The sequence below is a fragment of the Pseudomonas sp. S2_A05 genome, from assembly GCF_054668485.1.
The window spans coordinates 1,476,454-1,493,171 of sequence record NZ_CP162775.1 but is presented as its reverse complement, the minus strand read 5'-3'; the positions used below and the strand labels follow the sequence as shown (position 1 = coordinate 1,493,171).

13 protein-coding genes are annotated in these 16,718 nt (G+C 57.4%); 4 read left to right on the top strand and 9 right to left on the bottom strand.

Annotation, left to right across the window (positions count from 1 at the left end; genetic code table 11):
- Both hbdH and AB4O12_RS06785 read left to right on the top strand, forming a co-directional pair.
- Window positions 1-774: a 3-hydroxybutyrate dehydrogenase gene (gene hbdH, locus AB4O12_RS06790; RefSeq protein ID WP_071172267.1), complete on the top strand. Its 774-nt coding sequence runs from the start codon at window positions 1-3 to the stop codon at window positions 772-774.
- A gap of 150 nt (window positions 775-924) precedes the next feature.
- Entirely contained in the window at window positions 925-2,898 is a 1,974-nt protein-coding gene (locus tag AB4O12_RS06785) for an acetoacetate--CoA ligase (protein ID WP_305382864.1), read from the top strand.
- A gap of 18 nt (window positions 2,899-2,916) precedes the next feature.
- Here the strand turns inward: AB4O12_RS06785 and AB4O12_RS06780 are convergent, their stop codons facing one another.
- Together AB4O12_RS06780 and AB4O12_RS06775 are read right to left on the bottom strand one after the other, a co-directional pair.
- On the bottom strand, window positions 2,917-6,606 hold the full coding sequence (locus AB4O12_RS06780; RefSeq protein ID WP_460060972.1) for a hypothetical protein: 3,690 nt from the start codon (window positions 6,604-6,606) through the stop codon (window positions 2,917-2,919).
- A gap of 142 nt (window positions 6,607-6,748) precedes the next feature.
- Window positions 6,749-7,858 carry a PilT/PilU family type 4a pilus ATPase gene (locus AB4O12_RS06775; protein WP_095179759.1) on the bottom strand — a complete coding sequence of 370 codons (1,110 nt, stop codon included), beginning with the start codon at window positions 7,856-7,858 and terminating at the stop codon, window positions 6,749-6,751.
- A 109-nt stretch (window positions 7,859-7,967) separates the two neighbouring features.
- On the opposite strand from AB4O12_RS06775, the gene AB4O12_RS06770 reads away from it, so the two are divergent.
- Together AB4O12_RS06770 and AB4O12_RS06765 are read left to right on the top strand one after the other, a co-directional pair.
- Complete coding sequence (locus tag AB4O12_RS06770; protein ID WP_460060968.1) at window positions 7,968-10,505, top strand: hybrid sensor histidine kinase/response regulator; 2,538 nt, start codon at window positions 7,968-7,970, stop codon at window positions 10,503-10,505.
- 52 nt (window positions 10,506-10,557) lie between these two features.
- Entirely contained in the window at window positions 10,558-10,833 is a 276-nt protein-coding gene (locus AB4O12_RS06765) for a peptidylprolyl isomerase (RefSeq protein WP_460060966.1), read from the top strand.
- A 116-nt stretch (window positions 10,834-10,949) separates the two neighbouring features.
- Here AB4O12_RS06765 and kdgK read toward each other — a convergent pair whose 3' ends face one another.
- From kdgK to AB4O12_RS06730, 7 genes are all read right to left on the bottom strand, one after another.
- Window positions 10,950-11,870: a 2-dehydro-3-deoxygluconokinase gene (kdgK, locus tag AB4O12_RS06760; protein ID WP_460060964.1), complete on the bottom strand. Its 921-nt coding sequence runs from the start codon at window positions 11,868-11,870 to the stop codon at window positions 10,950-10,952.
- Between the two features lie 133 nt (window positions 11,871-12,003).
- On the bottom strand, window positions 12,004-13,218 hold the full coding sequence (locus AB4O12_RS06755) for an amino acid deaminase (protein WP_095179754.1): 1,215 nt from the start codon (window positions 13,216-13,218) through the stop codon (window positions 12,004-12,006).
- 38 nt (window positions 13,219-13,256) lie between these two features.
- A complete protein-coding gene (locus tag AB4O12_RS06750) occupies window positions 13,257-14,021 on the bottom strand; it encodes an IclR family transcriptional regulator (RefSeq protein WP_041478714.1) in 765 nt (254 codons plus the stop codon).
- Window positions 14,022-14,168: 147 nt separating this feature from the next.
- Window positions 14,169-14,558 (bottom strand): RidA family protein, encoded by a 390-nt coding sequence (locus tag AB4O12_RS06745; protein WP_016774497.1) that lies wholly within the window; start codon window positions 14,556-14,558, stop codon window positions 14,169-14,171.
- A 31-nt stretch (window positions 14,559-14,589) separates the two neighbouring features.
- Window positions 14,590-15,381 carry an amino acid ABC transporter ATP-binding protein gene (locus AB4O12_RS06740; RefSeq protein WP_460060961.1) on the bottom strand — a complete coding sequence of 264 codons (792 nt, stop codon included), beginning with the start codon at window positions 15,379-15,381 and terminating at the stop codon, window positions 14,590-14,592.
- Window positions 15,378-16,040, bottom strand: coding sequence for an amino acid ABC transporter permease (locus AB4O12_RS06735; protein WP_016774495.1), 663 nt, complete (start codon window positions 16,038-16,040; stop codon window positions 15,378-15,380). Before AB4O12_RS06735 ends, AB4O12_RS06740 begins: the two co-directional genes overlap by 4 nt.
- 9 nt (window positions 16,041-16,049) lie before the next feature.
- The gene (locus AB4O12_RS06730) at window positions 16,050-16,712 is read right to left on the bottom strand and encodes an amino acid ABC transporter permease (RefSeq protein WP_460060958.1); all 663 of its coding nucleotides are present in this window, start codon (window positions 16,710-16,712) and stop codon (window positions 16,050-16,052) included.
- Between the last annotated feature and the right edge of the window lie 6 nt (window positions 16,713-16,718).

Sequence of the window (16,718 nt, the reverse complement as noted above, 5' to 3'; positions counted from 1 at the left end):
ATGACCACTCTTTCCGGCAAGACAGCTTTGGTGACCGGCTCCACCAGCGGTATCGGCCTGGGCATCGCGCTGACCCTCGCAAAGGCTGGCGCCAACCTGATTCTCAATGGCTTCGGCGATGCTTCGAAGGTGATCGCCGAAGTCGCTCAGTTCGGCGGCAAGGTCGGCCATCATCCCGCCGATGTCAGCGACCCGGCGCAGATTGCCGACATGGTCGCCTACGCCGAGCGCGAGTTTGGCGGCGTCGACATTCTGGTCAACAACGCTGGCATTCAACACGTTGCGGCGGTAGAAGAGTTTCCGGTTGAGCGCTGGGATTCGATCATTGCGATCAACCTGTCATCGGTGTTCCACAGCACCCGTTTGAGTCTGCCGGGCATGCGCCGCAAGAACTGGGGGCGCATTATCAATATCGCCTCGGTGCATGGCCAGGTCGGCTCCACCGGCAAAGCCGCATACGTTGCCGCCAAGCATGGCGTGATCGGCCTGACCAAAGTGGTCGGGCTGGAAACCGCGACCAGCAATGTCACCTGCAATGCGATCTGTCCGGGCTGGGTGTTGACGCCGCTGGTGCAGAAGCAGATCGACGATCGCGCGGCCAAGGGGGTCGATCCGCAGCAGGCGCAGCATGATCTGCTGGCGGAAAAACAACCCTCGCTGGAGTTCGTCACACCGCAGCATCTGGGTGAGTTGGTGCTGTTCTTGTGCAGCGAAGCCGGCAGCCAGGTGCGCGGCGCGGCGTGGAATATTGATGGTGGGTGGTTGGCGCAATAAACACCTGGCCATTGTGGGAGCGAGCCTGCTCGCGAATGCGGTTTATCAGACACAGTTCGGGATACTGAGACAACGCTTTCGCGAGCAGGCTCGCTCCCACAGGGAATGATCTCCCTGGCCTGTACGAATCCGATAAGAAGAGGCAAGCCCATGTCCGACATTCTCTGGCAACCCGACACCCAGCGTATCGCCGGTTCGCGTATGGATGCCTTCCGGCGCGATATCAATCAGCGGCATTCGCTCAAGCTCGACGGCTACCCTGCCCTGCACCAATGGAGCATCGATCAGCGCCCGGCGTTCTGGCAGGCGATCGTCGATTTCTTCGACATCCGCTTCCACACTCAGCCCGACGCCGTCTTGCGTGAAGGTGCAGAAATGCCCAGCGCCGAGTGGTTCCCCGGCGCGACCCTGAACTTCGCTGAACACCTGTTGCGCCGACGCGACGATGCCGTGGCCGTGATCGCAGTTGCAGAGAATGGTCAGCGCGAACAACTGACCTGGGCCGAGTTGGCCGAACAGGTCGCCGGGTTTCAGGCGAGCCTGCGCGCGGCGGGCGTTGGCCGGGGTGATCGCGTGGCGGCGTGCATGCCCAACACCTGGCAAACCCTGGTGGCGATGCTGGCCACTACCAGCCTCGGCGCGATCTGGTCCTGCTCGTCGCCCGACTTCGGCACCCACGGCGTGATCGATCGCTTTGGCCAGATCGAACCGAAAGTGCTGCTCACCTGTGCCGGTTATCAATACGCCGGAAAAACCCTGGATCAGACCGCCAAGCTCAACGAAATCCTTGCACAACTGCCGTCACTGCAGCAGTTGATCATCGTCCCGTACGCCCGTCCGCAAGCGCGCATCGAGGATTATCAAACCCACGCTGATGTCTGCTTGTGGGAAGACTTCTATCAACCCGGCGGCGAACCGGTTTTCACCCCGGTGCCGTTCAATCATCCGCTCTACGTGCTGTACTCCAGCGGCACCACTGGCGTGCCGAAATGCATCGTCCACAGCACCGGCGGCGTGCTGCTGCAACACGTCAAGGAACATGGTTTGCACTGCGACCTCGGTCCCGGTGATCGCTTGTTCTACTACACGACCTGCGGCTGGATGATGTGGAACTGGCTGGTCTCGGCACTCGCAGTGGGCAGCGCCGTGGTGCTCTACGACGGCTCGCCGTTCCACCCGGATCACCAGCGCCTGCTCGACCTGATCGACGATGAACGCATCAGCGTGTTTGGCACCAGTCCGAAATTCCTCGCGACGCTGGAAAGCAGCGGCGCCAGGCCACGGGAAAGCCATGATTTGAGCAGTTTGAAAACGCTGCTGTGCACAGGCTCGGCTTTGTCACCGCAAAGCTACGATTTCGTTTATCGCGACTTCAAAACCGAGGTGTGTCTGGCCTCGATGTCCGGTGGCACCGACATCGTTTCGTGCTTCGTCAATGGCAACCCGCTGTCAGCGGTACGTCGCGGAGAAATCATGGGCAAGAGCCTGGGCATGGCCGTCGAGGTGTGGAACGACGCTGGCCAGCCGGTGATCGGTGAGAAAGGTGAACTGGTCTGCACACGGCATTTCCCGGCGATGCCGATCGGCTTGTGGAATGACCCCGACGGCACAAAACTGCACCAGTCTTATTTCAGCCAGTTTCCCGGCGTCTGGGCACAGGGTGATTACGCCGAGCAAATGCGCGATGGAGCGATGATGATCCATGGCCGTTCGGATGCGGTGTTGAATCCGGGCGGCGTGCGCATCGGCACGGCGGAGATTTATCGGCAGGTCGAGAAAATCAGTGAAGTGCTGGACAGCGTCGCCATCGGTCAGCAATGGCAGGAGGATGTGCGCGTCGTGTTGTTCGTGCGTTTGCGCGACGGCGTCGAGCTGGATGAAGGGCTTGAACACCGAATCCGCGAAGTGATCCGCGCCAATACCACACCCAGGCATGTTCCCGCACGCATCGTCGCAGTAACCGATATACCGCGCACCATCAGCGGAAAAGTCGTAGAGCTGGCGGTGCGCGATGTCGTGCATGGGAGGCCAGTGAAAAATACCGATGCACTGGCCAATCCCGAAGCGCTGGAGCAGTTTCGGGATCGGCGCGAACTGGCCATGAACGAAGTTATTCAACACTGAATTTCGTCTGGCGCAGCCTCAATTCAGCTGTATTACAACTTCACCGGTGAGGGGCTGATCTCCACTGGCTTCGATCGCTGCGCGCATGATGCTGAGATTCAGCGAAAACAACGCTTCGTTTGTTTTCAACAAACTGAGCAAGGCAATAACGAGCATCAGCGAGTCTGCATTGAGGAGCGCTTGAGCACTTTCGTGAAAACTGCCAGTGATAGGCTCAGACCGGGGCAAGCGTCCCTTTGCCAAGTTTAGTAAAGGCGCCACATCCAAACCGACCTTACCATCTCGGGTCGCCCCCTCGGCAGTGATCAGACTGGTCTTGGCGGGGTTGACCCGAATCATTTCGTGGATGAGGTCATCAGCGATTTCGCCGTAACCTGTCAGGCTGAATCGCTGGTTGAAGTTACGTGTATTGACCGTCATGTACTGAACACGCTTTTTATCTGTAGCTCCTGCGCTCTTCCATTTGCTGTAATCGAATGGATTTACCTCAATGACGCCATCATCTAGTTTCAGGCTATCCAACAGGAAATTACTGGCGGACGTTCCGCCGAAATCCAGCCTGATGGCGCTTAGCAGATTGGACAATTCGTCACGCGCCGCCGAGGTACTGCCAAAAAACAATCCAATCGCGGGGTCGGTTTTGAAATTCAGCGCCGGCGAGCCCAGCATTTCAATTGCGCTGTCTATTTTGAAACGGGCCAGTGGCAGACTGCGCTCGAGAATGTGAGCTGTAAAAACACCCGGAACCGGTTTCTGCAGTAATGGCAGACTAAACTTCTCTTGCAGGTCGAAATTGACGAGTCGTTTTCCCCACGGCTTACCTAGCCGATTGGCCGCGTACCACTCACTGCTTTTCTTGATGGCACAGACATTGAAAGAAGACGCGGTGCTTCCAAGCGGGCGCCACCTCCCGAAACCAACATCGGTAGCATTCGCCAGCTTGTGAAATTCCCGCGCCGTACCGGTGAGTCTGCTCATCTGGACAACGGCAGATTCCACGACTTTTGCGCCCGACGCGCCCAAATGCATGACGCTTTTGAACAATGCTTTCGACGCTTGGTATCCAGCAGTTGGCAATCCATCAATCGGATTGAAAGTCGAGACTGTCAGAGAAATGCCAAACCTGACGAGGCTGCCGATTTTTGCCGTCAACGAAACTGTTTTGGCTGCGATATGCAGAATTTTAGCCGGGGCACCCAGTACAGTGAAGAAGATACCGATAGCATCCATCGTGCACGCGTAAATTCCGTCAACCACCTGATTTCTATTTCCGGAAGCCAAGTCTTCGATACATTTCTTGAACGGGACACACAGGTCAATAATATACGTCAGCACCTCGTTATAAGTGTTCTCCGCACGCTCTTTATCAGTGTATTCGGTGAAGACTTCCCTGAAATCCTGGAGGCTGCCCAATGGTCTATTCTTCACAACAAATTGGGCAATATTTTCGATATGCTCATTTACGAAAAACTGATAATGATTACGAACGACCCGCGACGCAGAAGTCGGAGCCATAACAGTGCCAAGTTTCTCTATAACCATAATCCCAGAGGCATTCGGCGACGGCTTTTTTCCGACAATGTAGCTATCGAAATCAGTTGGAACGTTATGCGTGGGGGGCAAAGGGAAAAATGCATCATTGGGCTCCCCTGTATATTCAACCCTTCCAGGCATGTTCATTTTTTGGGTATAAATAATCAATTTGCCTAGCTCATCGTTTCTTCTGCACTCCCCCAGCAAGGTAAACATTTCATAGCATAAAGTCTGATTATTCCCGAAGGAAGCTATCATAATTACGCCGAACCGCCCCACCGCCTGGTCTTTCTTCAGCTGAACTTCTATGTTTTTTGGTGGCTGATTACCCGCGCCGACCAAGTTATAATTAGCCGATGACGGATAGTAAACCTCTGCAACCGAAGGACGTACAGTAAAAAACGTGATCTTGCTTGAGGCAAAGACATCTCGATCGGCTCGAGGCATTCCTGCTATCGCCAGCTTTATGTTTGAAGCCATCGCCTTATGAATATTGCGGTGATAGCTAACGAGCTCAGCTTCGAATGCTGGTTTGATGGCAGGCAAGGCCAAAAGCTGCGGATACTTATCGAAAATGCCGGGCTCTTTATTCCAATCCCATGTTCCGGACGTCAGCACCCCTTCGATATGAAGATCAAGCATCGACACTCTCATTGCAGAATAAGTCTCAGGACGCAAAAGAGGTTGTTCAATAACATCAAAATCAGCAACCGCCTGCTTCAATGCAGTCATCGCCAATCGTTTCCGATTGGGCGGAGCCGCCCCAAATGCCTTGATTCCCAAAACAATATCATCCACGTGCGTTTTATACGCATTCAAAGCGTCTTGAGCTGCTGTAAGAGCAGACATGTTCAGCTGCTCATGAGTGATGACTTCATTCACCAATGCCCAGTCAATGATAGGGTCGATCGCAGTAATACCTTGCAGCTCCCCCAGTACCGGGCTGACCGTTTCCATGCTTGCAAACTTCATGACTTGTTCATATGTCATGAAGCGAGAGACGCCTCGACAATTGATCTCGATAAAGCTCACCGCCTGGCAAAACGTCACCCAGCCGATCGAGCCAGCGTAAAGCTCTTGGGGCAGATTTTTAACCAGGAGACAAGGCGCTACATGAGCCAGGAGCAGGTGGGAAGCGAGAGGAATAATCGAGTGCGAATGGCCCTTTGCTACAAGGTAAGCCTCAAAATTTTCACGTATGGCATATAACGGCCTATCAGCCATGGTGCTCGAATCGTATATATCAAAGGTTCCGATGCAGTTGCGCTTGCCAGTAACGCCTATGGATGAATCCAACTGCAAAATTATTGCGGTGAGCAATACCTGAGCTAGATCGTCACTACTGATTTCCTCGGAATCCTTCGCCCCCCACCAGTCCAGTGCAATGACGTATTCCTTGGCAATTTTCTGCGACGCTGGATGACGAACCAGCATTGCAACGACCTCGTTAGCGCTGTCCCAATTAACGGTAGTAACGTTATACGGTCTGACGCTTCTGAAGATTGTGTTAAGTAGATTCTCATTCGCAGGGAAAAGTTTACTCGTCACCGCGCGAATCTCTGCACACTGCTGTGGTGTCAAGGTGATCGACGTATCATTTAGCCCAGTTATCTGCCCCCAGTAATTACCAAAATTATCTCCTTCAGGCCACTTCCACTCCAAAAAGCCAATCAAGCTTTCTAGTTTTTCTCTGTCATCCGGCACGTTGAACCCGTGAAAACGCAACCACTGCGACAACAGCACTGCGTTATCAAGGTGAACGAATCCACCAAGACCTGCTGCAATAGCAACTAACTTCTCGAACTTCTCATTCGCGTCGGGATTACTCTTGACGTTATCCGATACATCCATCCACCCTTCATGAGTAACGTATATGTGAATTTCACCCGAAGACGTAACCCTACTGTAGGTGCCGGAGCCGAGTAAGCTCATCAGATCCTGAAGCATCTCGCTGGCCGGTTTCTGTAAACGTCCAAAAGAGGATTCAGGCGAGAGCCAGATGATCTTTTGGTCGTCGTTTGAAATATCCCGTGCAACGTCTTCCGGAGCTTCAACAAGAAATCTTTTCAACTGGCCTAGAAGTGCCATTCGTTCTAATTCATCTGCGGCAGAACAACGCACATTATCGGCAGCGCTCAATTTGGAAAGAGCACCTGCACCACATCGATTTTTCATTTTATTGACCTGTTTATTTACATGGACTTGCTATCGAGATCGCAAATCTAATAAAAACAGGCCAAACCACAACTAACCAAGTATTAGTCTAGATTTCAAACATCTATCACCTGACCGCTCAGCAGCCTACAGACACGACAACTTACTCCACCAACCCCCAATCCCCTGTTGATGCTTTTTCGTTGATTGGAGAATCAAGTTTAAGCTTGATGCCTAACCGTAAGTTGTTTGTCGAATCCGCGTTTTTCAAAGCTTCTTCTACTGTAATAACACGCGCAAGGACTAACTGTAACAGTGCAGCATCGAATGTCTGCATGCCTGAGTCTTCGGATTTCTCCATGATACTTTTCAACTCAGCCAACTCATTGCGACGGAGCGCATCAGCGACAGTCGGCGTACCTAATAACACTTCCACGGCCGCCCTGCGCTGGCCGTCGACAGTGCGTACCAAGCGCTGCGAGATAAAGGCTTTCAGGTTGTTGCCCAATGTCTGCAACAGCTGCTCGCGCTTCTCCTCGGGAAACATATTGATGATGCGATCCAGCGCCTGATTGGCATTGGTCGCATGTAATGTCGACAACACCAGATGCCCTGTATCGGCAAACGAGAGCGCGTGCTCCATGGTTTCGCGGTCACGGATCTCACCAATCAGGACGACGTCCGGTGCCTGGCGTAAAGTGTTCTTCAGTGCAGCATGAAAGCTGCGCGTATCGACGCCAACCTCACGCTGATTGATGATCGAGCGCTTGTGCCGATGGATATATTCGATCGGGTCTTCGATGGTCACGATGTGTCCGGCACTGTGGCGGTTGCGATGATCGATCAGCGCCGCCAGGGAGGTCGACTTGCCCGAACTGGTAGCGCCGACAAAAAGAATCAGGCCACGTTTGAGCATCACCGTTTCCAGCAACACCGGCGGCAGTTTCAAGTCTTCGAACCGCGGGATGTCGAGCTTGACGTTGCGGATAACGATCGAAACGTCGTTGCGCTGCTTGAAAATGTTCACCCGGAACCGGCCGACGCCCGTTCGGGAGATTGCCAGGTTCATTTCAAGATCCCGGTCGAACTCCCGGCGCTGCTCGGCGTCCATCAGGGAGGTGGCGATGGCCGCGGTTTCGCCAGGTTTGAATGGCTGATCGCTGAGCGCCGTTAGCACACCATCAATGCGAGCGCTCGGTGGTGCGCCGGTGGAAAGGAAGAGATCCGAACCGTTTTTTTGCGACAATGTTGACAACAGTGCATCGATTTCCATGGCTGAAAGCACCCGCGAAGCATTGAATGAGCAGATTTGGCCTACGCTTGGCGCGGCTCCTGCAACAATGATAGACCCCGTCTCACCGAACCACGCTCAGGATTGAAACATGAATGCTGTACCCACCACCGATGACGCCCAGGCCCTGATCGCCCGCACCGACTGGAGCCGCAGTCCGCTGGGCGCCGCCGGTACCTGGCCGCAGAGTCTGCGCACAGCGGTGGACATCGTGATTCATTCGCCGATGCCGATGCTGCTGTTGTGGGGGCCGCAACTCACGCAGATCTACAACAATGGCTTTGCCCTGCTCGCCGGCAGCAAGCATCCCGAAGCCTTCGGCCAGCCAACGCATGAGATCTGGCCGGAAGTACGGGATTTTGCCGAGCCGATATACCAAGCGGTGCTGCAGGGCCAGGTGCGCAGCTTCAGCGAGCAACGTTTCAGCGTGCAGCGCGACGGCAAAAAAACCGATTTCTGGCTGGATCTGACCTACAGTCCGATTCGCGATGAAACCGCACAGGTCGCTGGAATTCTGATCACTGCCATTGAGACCAACGAACGCCGCCGCATTGCCCTGGAATTGCAGCGCCGTTCCGAGGAAAGCCTCAAGGCTCAGCGCCAGTCCGAAGAGCGTCTGCAACTGGCCCTCGCCGCCGCCGACGCCGTCGGTACGTGGGACTGGGACATTGGCGAAGACCGATTCATTGCCGATGCGCATTTTGCCGAACTGCATGGCGTTGATCCGAGCAAGGCCGGGCAGTTGCCGATCAGCGAATATATGCACGGGGTGCACCCCGAAGACCGCGCAATGGTTGCGCGCGGCATCAAGCACTGCATCACCCACGGCACCGAGTACGCTGAGGAATATCGCTTGTTGCAGGCCGATGGCACGCTGCGCTGGGTGTTCGCGCGGGGGCGTTGCTACAAGGATCATCATGGTCGGCCGATGCGCTTTCTCGGCGCGGCGCTGGACCTGACCGAACGCAAACACACCGAACAAGCGCTGCGTCAGAGCCAGACCGAATTGCAGTTGATCATCAACGCCATGCCGATCCTGATCAGCTATGTCGACGCCGAAGAACGTTTTCGCTTGAACAACGCAGCGTATCTCGACTGGTACGGCCTTACACCGCAAGAGTTGTACGGGCGCAAGATTCGCGAAGTCATCGGCGAAGAGGCGTATTTCCTGCGTGCGCCGTACATCGCCGAAGCGCTGGCCGGGCGCGCCTGTTCCTTCAGTTTCTACACACCGCACCGCGATGGCAGCACCCGTCATGCCCTCATGAATTATCTGCCGCGACATGGTGCGGACGGTGCAGTGAACGGCTTCTACATCTTTGTCATCGACGAGACCGAGCGCAAGAAAACCGAAGAAGCCCTGCGTAATCTCAACGAGACCCTCGAAGAGCGGGTCAGCGCGCGCACCGAGCAACTGGCTCAGGCCAACGAGCGTTTGCAGAACGAGATGTTCGAACGCGAGCGCGCCGAAGATGCCTTGCGCCACGCGCAGAAGATGGAAGCCGTCGGCCAGCTCACGGGTGGCATCGCCCACGACTTCAACAACATGCTCACCGGCATTATCGGCAGTCTGGACTTGATGCAGCGCTACATCGCCAATGGTCGTGCCGACGAGATCGGCCGTTTTACCGAAGCGGCCGTGTCATCGGCCAATCGCGCGGCGGCGCTCACGCATCGCTTGCTGGCGTTCTCGCGGCGCCAGTCGCTGGACCGCAAGCAACTGAACGTCAATGAGCTGGTGCACTCGCTGGAAGATCTGATCCGCCGCACCAAAGGCGATCCGATCGATCTGCAACTGCGCCTGCCCGAAGACGTTTGGCCGGTGAGCACCGACGTCAGCCAGCTGGAAAATGCCTTGCTCAATCTGGTGATCAACGCCCGCGACGCGATGCCCGAAGGCGGCACGTTGCTGATCCAGACTGCCAACGTTTACCTCGACAGCAGCGACATCACCATTCTCGAACCGGTCAAGGCCGGGGAATACGTCATGCTCGCGGTCAGCGATAACGGCACCGGCATGACTCCGTCAATTCGCTCCAAAGCGTTCGATCCGTTCTTCACCACCAAGCCGATCGGCCAGGGCACCGGGCTCGGGCTGTCGATGATCTACGGTTTCGCCCAGCAATCCGGTGGTCACGTCAGCCTCGACAGCGTGCCGGGGCAAGGTACTTGCGTGCGCCTGTACTTGCCGCGCTTGCTTGAGCCGACGCCGGAAACCTCATCTGTGAAGAAAGCCGAACCGATTGCTGCTTCATCTTCTGGCGAAATCGCAATCGTGGTCGAGGATGACGCGGCGGTGCGCATGCTGGTGCTCGATCTGCTGAGGGAGCTGGGCTATAAAACCTTCGAAGCGGCAAACGCCAAAATCGCCCTGCCCTTGTTCGAGTCCGCGCAACGTGTCGATCTGCTGGTCACCGATGTCGGGCTGCCCGGCATGAACGGTCGCCAGTTGGCGGAAATTGCGCGCCAGCATCGTCCCGGCCTTAAAGTGCTGTTCATGACCGGTTACGCGCAGATTGCTGCTGAGCGCCAGGGCTTTCTTGAAGAGGGCATGGACATGGTCGCCAAGCCTTTTGTCCTGGAAGTGTTGGCGAGCAAGATTCGCAAGTTGAGCAACCCGACCCCGTGACTTGAGGCATAATCGCGCGCCCCGCTGTCACCCCGTTATCAGGTATTGCACGATGAAAGCCCAAGCCCGCCACATTCTGGTGAAAACCGCCGAAGAGGCCGAACAACTCAAACAGCGCATCGCCAAGGGCGAAGCATTCGATGTGCTGGCGAAGAAGTTTTCCACCTGCCCGTCCGGCAAACGCGGCGGTGATCTGGGCGAAGTACGTCCAGGACAGATGGTCGGCGTGATTGATGCGGTGATTTTCAAGAAACCAGTGCGCACCGTGCATGGACCGATCAAGAGCAAGTTTGGTTATCACCTGGTGCAGGTGTTTTATCGGGATTGATCGGCTGGCTGTCGAGCTTCTTCGCGAGCAGGCTCGCTCCCACATTTCGACCGGATTTTCATTGTGGGAGCGAGCCTGCTCGCGAACCGATTGCGCAGCAAGCGGCCATTCTCTGACTACCTGGGGATCAGCGCCCCTGGCACCTGTATCACCTGACTGGCCAATTCATGTCCCGCTTGGGCCGCATCTGCCGGGCTGCCGCCGAGCAAGCGCCGGGCCAGATATGCCGCACTGAACGAATCCCCCGCCGCCGTGGTGTCGACAACCTTGTCGACCTTTTGCGCCGGCACCTCAAACGCCTCCCCCTGACAACGAATCAGGCACGCCTCGGCGCCACGCTTGAGCACCACTTCTGGCGTGCCAATCTGCGCATACGTCGCAAACACCTCAGCGCAATCGGCAAACCCGAACAACGCCTGTTCGTCATCCACGGTGAGCAACGCCAGATCGACATAAGGCAAGACGCTGCGATACGCCGCCCGCGCCTCTTCCACAGAAGCCCACAAGCGTGGGCGGTAGTTGTTGTCAAACACGATGCGCGCATCGCGCTGCCGGGCTTCGCTCAACGTCTTGATCAGGCGGGCACGGCCTTGCATGCCAAGTACGGCGAGGGTGATCCCGCTGAAATACAGCACGTCGTAGTCCGGCAAGGCCGCGAGAATCGGCTCGGCCGCAGGGGTAGTGAAGCAATCGCGTACCGCCGCTTCGTTGCGCCAGTACAGAAAGCGCCGCTCGCCGTTGGCGTCGGTCTGTATGCAATACAAACCGGGAAGCCGACCGGGCAAGCGCTGCACCAGATCGAGGCCGATGCCTTCGCTGCGCCAGATCTGGCACATTGCGTCACTGAAACTGTCATCGCCCAGCGCGGTGACGTAGTCGACTTGCGCCTTGTCGCCCAGCGCGCGGGACAGGTACACGGCCGTATTGAGGGTATCGCCACCGAAGCTTTGCTGCAGACTGCCGTCGGCACGTTGTTGCAGTTCGATCATGCATTCGCCGATCAGGGCGATGCGTGGGGTGTTGCGGAGGATTTTCATCGGGTGGGATCTCGGGTGGTTCAGTGGTGGCTAAGCGGGCGTCTTCGCGAGCAGGCTCGCTCCCACATTCAAATGCGTCCTCTGTGGGAGCGAGCCTGCTCGCGAAATAGCCGCCGCAACGCAATCTCAAGCCTTAGAAACAAGTCGCCATGGTCTCGATAACCGCCAACTGCTCATCCACCAGCAACCCAACACGCCATTTGTCAAACGTCAGGCACGGATGCGAAGTACCAAAGGAAATGATGTCGCCGACCCGCAGTTCTACACCCGGCGCCACAGTCATGAACGCATGCTGATCCATCACCGCCGTGACCTTGCACGCACCGATATCATCACCTGTCGCCGGCACCACACCGGCCTTGTAGCGCAACAACGGCACCGGCAAACCGGCGTCGAATGCGACGTCGCGCTTGCCTAGGGCGATCACCGCGAAACCCGGTTCCGGCAGCGACTGCACATGAGCCCAGACTTCCAGCGCCGGGCGCAGGCCTTCGTGCAGATCGCTGCGACGGTCGAGCACGCAGCACTGCGCCTCTTTGTAGATGCCGTGGTCGTGCGCGACATAACTGCCCGGGCGCAACACACTGAGGAAGCGGCCAGCGGCGTTCTGGGTTTCGAAGGATTCGGCGATCAGGTCATACCAGGCTGAACCCGATGCGGTGATGATCGGTTTGGCAATGGCGAAAGCGCCGCTGTCCTGCAACTGCACCGCCAGGCGCACCAGCGACGCAGCGAACTGGCGAATGCCACTGACCGCATGATCGCCATGAATCACGCCTTCGTAACCTTCAATGCCGGTCAGTGCCAGCGCCGGTTGCGCATCGATGGCCTTGGCCAGCTCGATGACTTCCTGCTCGCTGCGGCACCCGCAGCGCCCGCCGACCACGCCATATTCGATCATCACGTTGAGCTTGACCCCACGTGAAGCGAAGTAAGCCCCGAGGTCGGCGACGTTGTCCGGGTGATCGACCATGCAATAGAAATCGAACGTCGGATCGGCGAGCAGATCGGCAATCAACGCCATGTTCGGCGTGCCGACCAATTGATTGGCCATCAACACCCGACGTACGCCGTGAGCATAAGCGGCGCGGGTCTGGGTAGCGCTGGCGAGGGTGATGCCCCAGGCGCCGGCGTCGAGCTGACGCTTGAACAATGCCGGAGTCATGCTGGTTTTGCCGTGAGGCGCGAGTTCGGCGCCGCTGTCGCTGACAAATTTCTGCATCCAGCGAATGTTGTGCTCCAGCGCCTCGCGGTGCAGCACCAGCGCTGGCAGGCTGACGTCGCGGGTCAATTGCGCGCCGAGGGTGGCGTCACCTTTTTCTACGGCAGAGTTGATGGCAGTGGTCATGGTCCAGTCCTCACAGTCGCGGCCGCAGGCAACCGCGGTTATTCGTTGATCCGCCGGGCGAGGCTGTTGGCGCTCTCGATCAGCACCCGGCGATAGTCGTTGTAATTGTTTTTTGCATCGGCCCGTGGCGCGACGATGCACAACGTGCAAATGGCCACGCCTTGCGGGTCTTTCACCGGCGCGGCGAAGCAATGGGTAAAGGTGTCGGCGACGCTGTCGAAGGAGAAGAAGCCATCAATGCCGGCCTGGCGAATCTCCGCCAGAAAGCGTTCCAGCGGCAGGCGTTCGCCGTCGGGCAGGATGTAGTCGTCCTCGTCGATCAGGTCGATGATCTGCTGATCGCTCAAGTGCGCGAGCAGCAAGCGCCCGGAGGCGGTCCACGGGATCGGAGCGTTTTCGCCGATATCCGATGAGATGCGGAAATGCCGCTCGCCCTCCTTCATCAACGCCACCGTGTATTTGCGCCCGTTGAGCAGGCACATCTGCGCAGTTTCGCGGGTCTGGCTGACGATCTCCTGCAAGGCGTGATCGGCCTCGCGGCTGAGGTCGAAATGACGCAGATGCGCTTGGCCGAGGAAGTACAACTGGCGGCCGAGATAGACGTGGCCGTCCTTGCCCACCGGTTCCAGAATCCGCCGTTCCAGCAAGGATGCGACCAGCTCGTAGACCGTGGATTTCGGGCCGCCGATGCCGTTGGCGATGTCATTGGGGCGCAGGGGCTGGCCGATTTCCTTGAGAAAATCGAGGATATCGAACGCCCGGTCCAGACCACGTGCCCGGCGCTTGATGGTGTCTTCGGTCATGTCAGTGGTTTCCATTCAAAGTCGCCGGGAGTTTACCGAGAGTCCAGTGTCGCCTGTTACATCGCTTTCGCGAGCAGGCTCGCTCCCACAGGAAAACGCATTCCAAATGTGGGAGCGAGCCTGCTCGCGAAGAGGGCTGCACTTGTTTCAGGCCTTCTTCTTGTAGGCAATGCAGTCGATCTCAACCTTGCAATCAACCATCATGCTCGCCTGCACGCAGGCCCGCGCCGGGGCGTGTTCGGGTTTGAAATACTCGGCGAAGACTTTGTTGAAGCTGCTGAAATCCCGTGGATCGTCCAGCCATACGCCGGCGCGAACCACGTCCTCAAGGCCATAACCAGCCTCTTCGAGAATGGCGATCAGGTTCTTCATGGTCTGGTGGGTCTGTTCGACGATGCCGCCGACGATGATCTCGCCATCCACCGCCGGTACCTGGCCGGACACATGCAGCCAACCATCCGCTTCAACAGCGCGGGCGAATGGACGAGGCTGGCCGCCGGCGGCGGTGCTGCCGGTGCCGTAACGCGTAATGCTCATGGGTGTTTCTCCTGATTGCAAAAGTGCAGATTCAAAACCGCGTGCTTTTGAGAAATTCCGCCAGACGCGGCGATTGCGGGCGTTCGAACAGTTCCTTGGGAGGCCCCTGCTCTTCGATTCGCCCTTGATTCATGAAAACGATCTTGTCCGAGACCTCGAAAGCGAAACGCATTTCGTGGGTCACCAACAACATGGTCATGCCGTCCTCGGCCAGCCCCTTGATCACGTTGAGCACCTCGCCAACCAGTTCCGGGTCGAGGGCTGAGGTGACTTCGTCAAAGAGCATCAGGCTCGGGTTCATCGCAATCGCTCGGGCAATCGCTACGCGCTGTTGCTGACCGCCGGACACCTGACCGGGAAAGTGATTGCGCCGCTCCAGCAGGCCAACGCGCTCCAGCCATTTTTCGGCAAGCACCACGGCTTCGTCCTTGTGCATTTTCTTCACCTTGAGCAGGCCCAAGGTGACGTTCTGCAACGCGGTCAGGTGCGGGAAGAGGTTGAATTGCTGGAAGGCCATGCCGGTCATCGCACGATGGCGGGCAATGACCTTTTCCGCATGGCGCACACGTTTACCGTTGACCTCGTCGTAGCCAATGGACTCGCCGTCGAGCAGGATCTGCCCGCCCTGGAATTCTTCGAGCATGTTCACGCAACGCAGCAGCGTGGTTTTGCCCGAACCGCTGGAGCCGATCAGCGTGACGACGTTGCCGCGCTGCATGCTCAGGTCGACACCCTTGAGCACTTCCACCGTGCCGTACTGTTTGTGCAGGCCGCGAATGTCCAGCAATGCCTGATCCTGTGAAGCAACTTGAGCTTGAGTCATGGCAGGGCCACCCGCTTTTCAATGTGCCGGCCGAGTAATTCGATGCCGTAGTTGATGACGAAGAACAGAAAACCGGCGAACAGGTAGAACTCCAGGGTCATGAAGTTCCGGGCGATGATCTGTTGCGTACTGAGCAGCAATTCAGCAACGCCGATCACCGAGAGCAAGGTCGACGCCTTGACGATTTCGGTGGACGAGTTGACCCAGGTCGGCAAAATCTGCCGCAGCGCCTGAGGCAACAGCACGTAGCCGAGGGATTGGTAGAACGTCAGGCCGATGGCTTTCCCCGCCTCCATCTGCCCGCGCGGCAAGGCTTGCAGGGCGCCACGCACGATTTCGGCGACGTGCGAGCCGCAGAACAGCGTCAGGCCCAGGGCTCCGGCCTGAAACGCGCTGATCTGCCAACCGAGCGCCGGCGCCATATAAAAGCAGGCCAGCACCAATACAAACACCGGCGTGCCGCGAATCAGATCGACGTAAAGCCGAAACGGCGCGCGCATCCAGAATCTGCCGTAAGTCAGGACCAGGCCGGCAACCACGCCGAGCATGGTGCCCAACACAATGGCCAGCGCCGAGACCTGCACACTGGTCAGAAAGCCCTGCCACAACGGCTCGCGCGCGACCCACAATTCATGCAACCAACTGGGAGATTCGTACATCGCAGCCTCCTATCGGCGGATCGCCAGACGCTGCTCGAGGTAACGCAGCAGCATGGCAATGAGGTAACAGGCAGCGACATACAACGCCGTGGTCACCAGCCAGGTTTCGATCACCCGGTAGCTCTCGACGTTGATCTTGCGCGCGTAATAGGTCAGCTCCGGCACCGCAATCGCAGCCGCCAGCGAGGTGTCCTTGAACAGCGAAATGAAGTTGTTCGACAGCGCCGGCAGCACATTGCGCAGCATCACCGGCACGGTGACGTAAGCCTTGACCTGCCATTCACCGAGACCGATTGCCAGCCCGGCTTCGCGCTGGCCTTTGGGAATGCTCAACAAGCCGCCACGGAAGACTTCGGTCAGGTACGCGCCGGCATACAGCGACAGCGTGATGATGAACGAAGGAATCTTGTCCAGACGAATGCCAAGGCTGGGCAGCGCAAAGTAGATCAACAGAATCAACACCAGGATTGGCGTGTTGCGCACCACCGTGACGTACACCGAGGCCAGCACCCGCAAGGCGCGATGTTTGGAGAGCAAGGCAAACGCCATCAGCAGGCCGATCACGCAGCCGATGGCGATCGACACCAGCGCCAGCTGCAAGCTCAGCCCGAGCCCTGCCAGCAAGGTGTCGAAATCGCGCCACACGGCGGCAAAGTTCAACTGATAATTCATGGTCAG

What these genes read in the sequence shown, in the direction of transcription:
- hbdH (WP_071172267.1), top strand. Translation starts at nt 1, where the DNA reads ATGACCACTCTTTCCGGCAAGACAGCTTTGGTGACCGGCTCCACCAGC.
- AB4O12_RS06785 (WP_305382864.1), top strand. Translation starts at nt 925, where the DNA reads ATGTCCGACATTCTCTGGCAACCCGACACCCAGCGTATCGCCGGTTCG.
- AB4O12_RS06780 (WP_460060972.1), bottom strand. Translation starts at nt 6,606, where the DNA reads ATGAAAAATCGATGTGGTGCAGGTGCTCTTTCCAAATTGAGCGCTGCC.
- AB4O12_RS06775 (WP_095179759.1), bottom strand. Translation starts at nt 7,858, where the DNA reads ATGGAAATCGATGCACTGTTGTCAACATTGTCGCAAAAAAACGGTTCG.
- AB4O12_RS06770 (WP_460060968.1), top strand. Translation starts at nt 7,968, where the DNA reads ATGAATGCTGTACCCACCACCGATGACGCCCAGGCCCTGATCGCCCGC.
- AB4O12_RS06765 (WP_460060966.1), top strand. Translation starts at nt 10,558, where the DNA reads ATGAAAGCCCAAGCCCGCCACATTCTGGTGAAAACCGCCGAAGAGGCC.
- kdgK (WP_460060964.1), bottom strand. Translation starts at nt 11,870, where the DNA reads ATGAAAATCCTCCGCAACACCCCACGCATCGCCCTGATCGGCGAATGC.
- AB4O12_RS06755 (WP_095179754.1), bottom strand. Translation starts at nt 13,218, where the DNA reads ATGACCACTGCCATCAACTCTGCCGTAGAAAAAGGTGACGCCACCCTC.
- AB4O12_RS06750 (WP_041478714.1), bottom strand. Translation starts at nt 14,021, where the DNA reads ATGACCGAAGACACCATCAAGCGCCGGGCACGTGGTCTGGACCGGGCG.
- AB4O12_RS06745 (WP_016774497.1), bottom strand. Translation starts at nt 14,558, where the DNA reads ATGAGCATTACGCGTTACGGCACCGGCAGCACCGCCGCCGGCGGCCAG.
- AB4O12_RS06740 (WP_460060961.1), bottom strand. Translation starts at nt 15,381, where the DNA reads ATGACTCAAGCTCAAGTTGCTTCACAGGATCAGGCATTGCTGGACATT.
- AB4O12_RS06735 (WP_016774495.1), bottom strand. Translation starts at nt 16,040, where the DNA reads ATGTACGAATCTCCCAGTTGGTTGCATGAATTGTGGGTCGCGCGCGAG.
- AB4O12_RS06730 (WP_460060958.1), bottom strand. Translation starts at nt 16,712, where the DNA reads ATGAATTATCAGTTGAACTTTGCCGCCGTGTGGCGCGATTTCGACACC.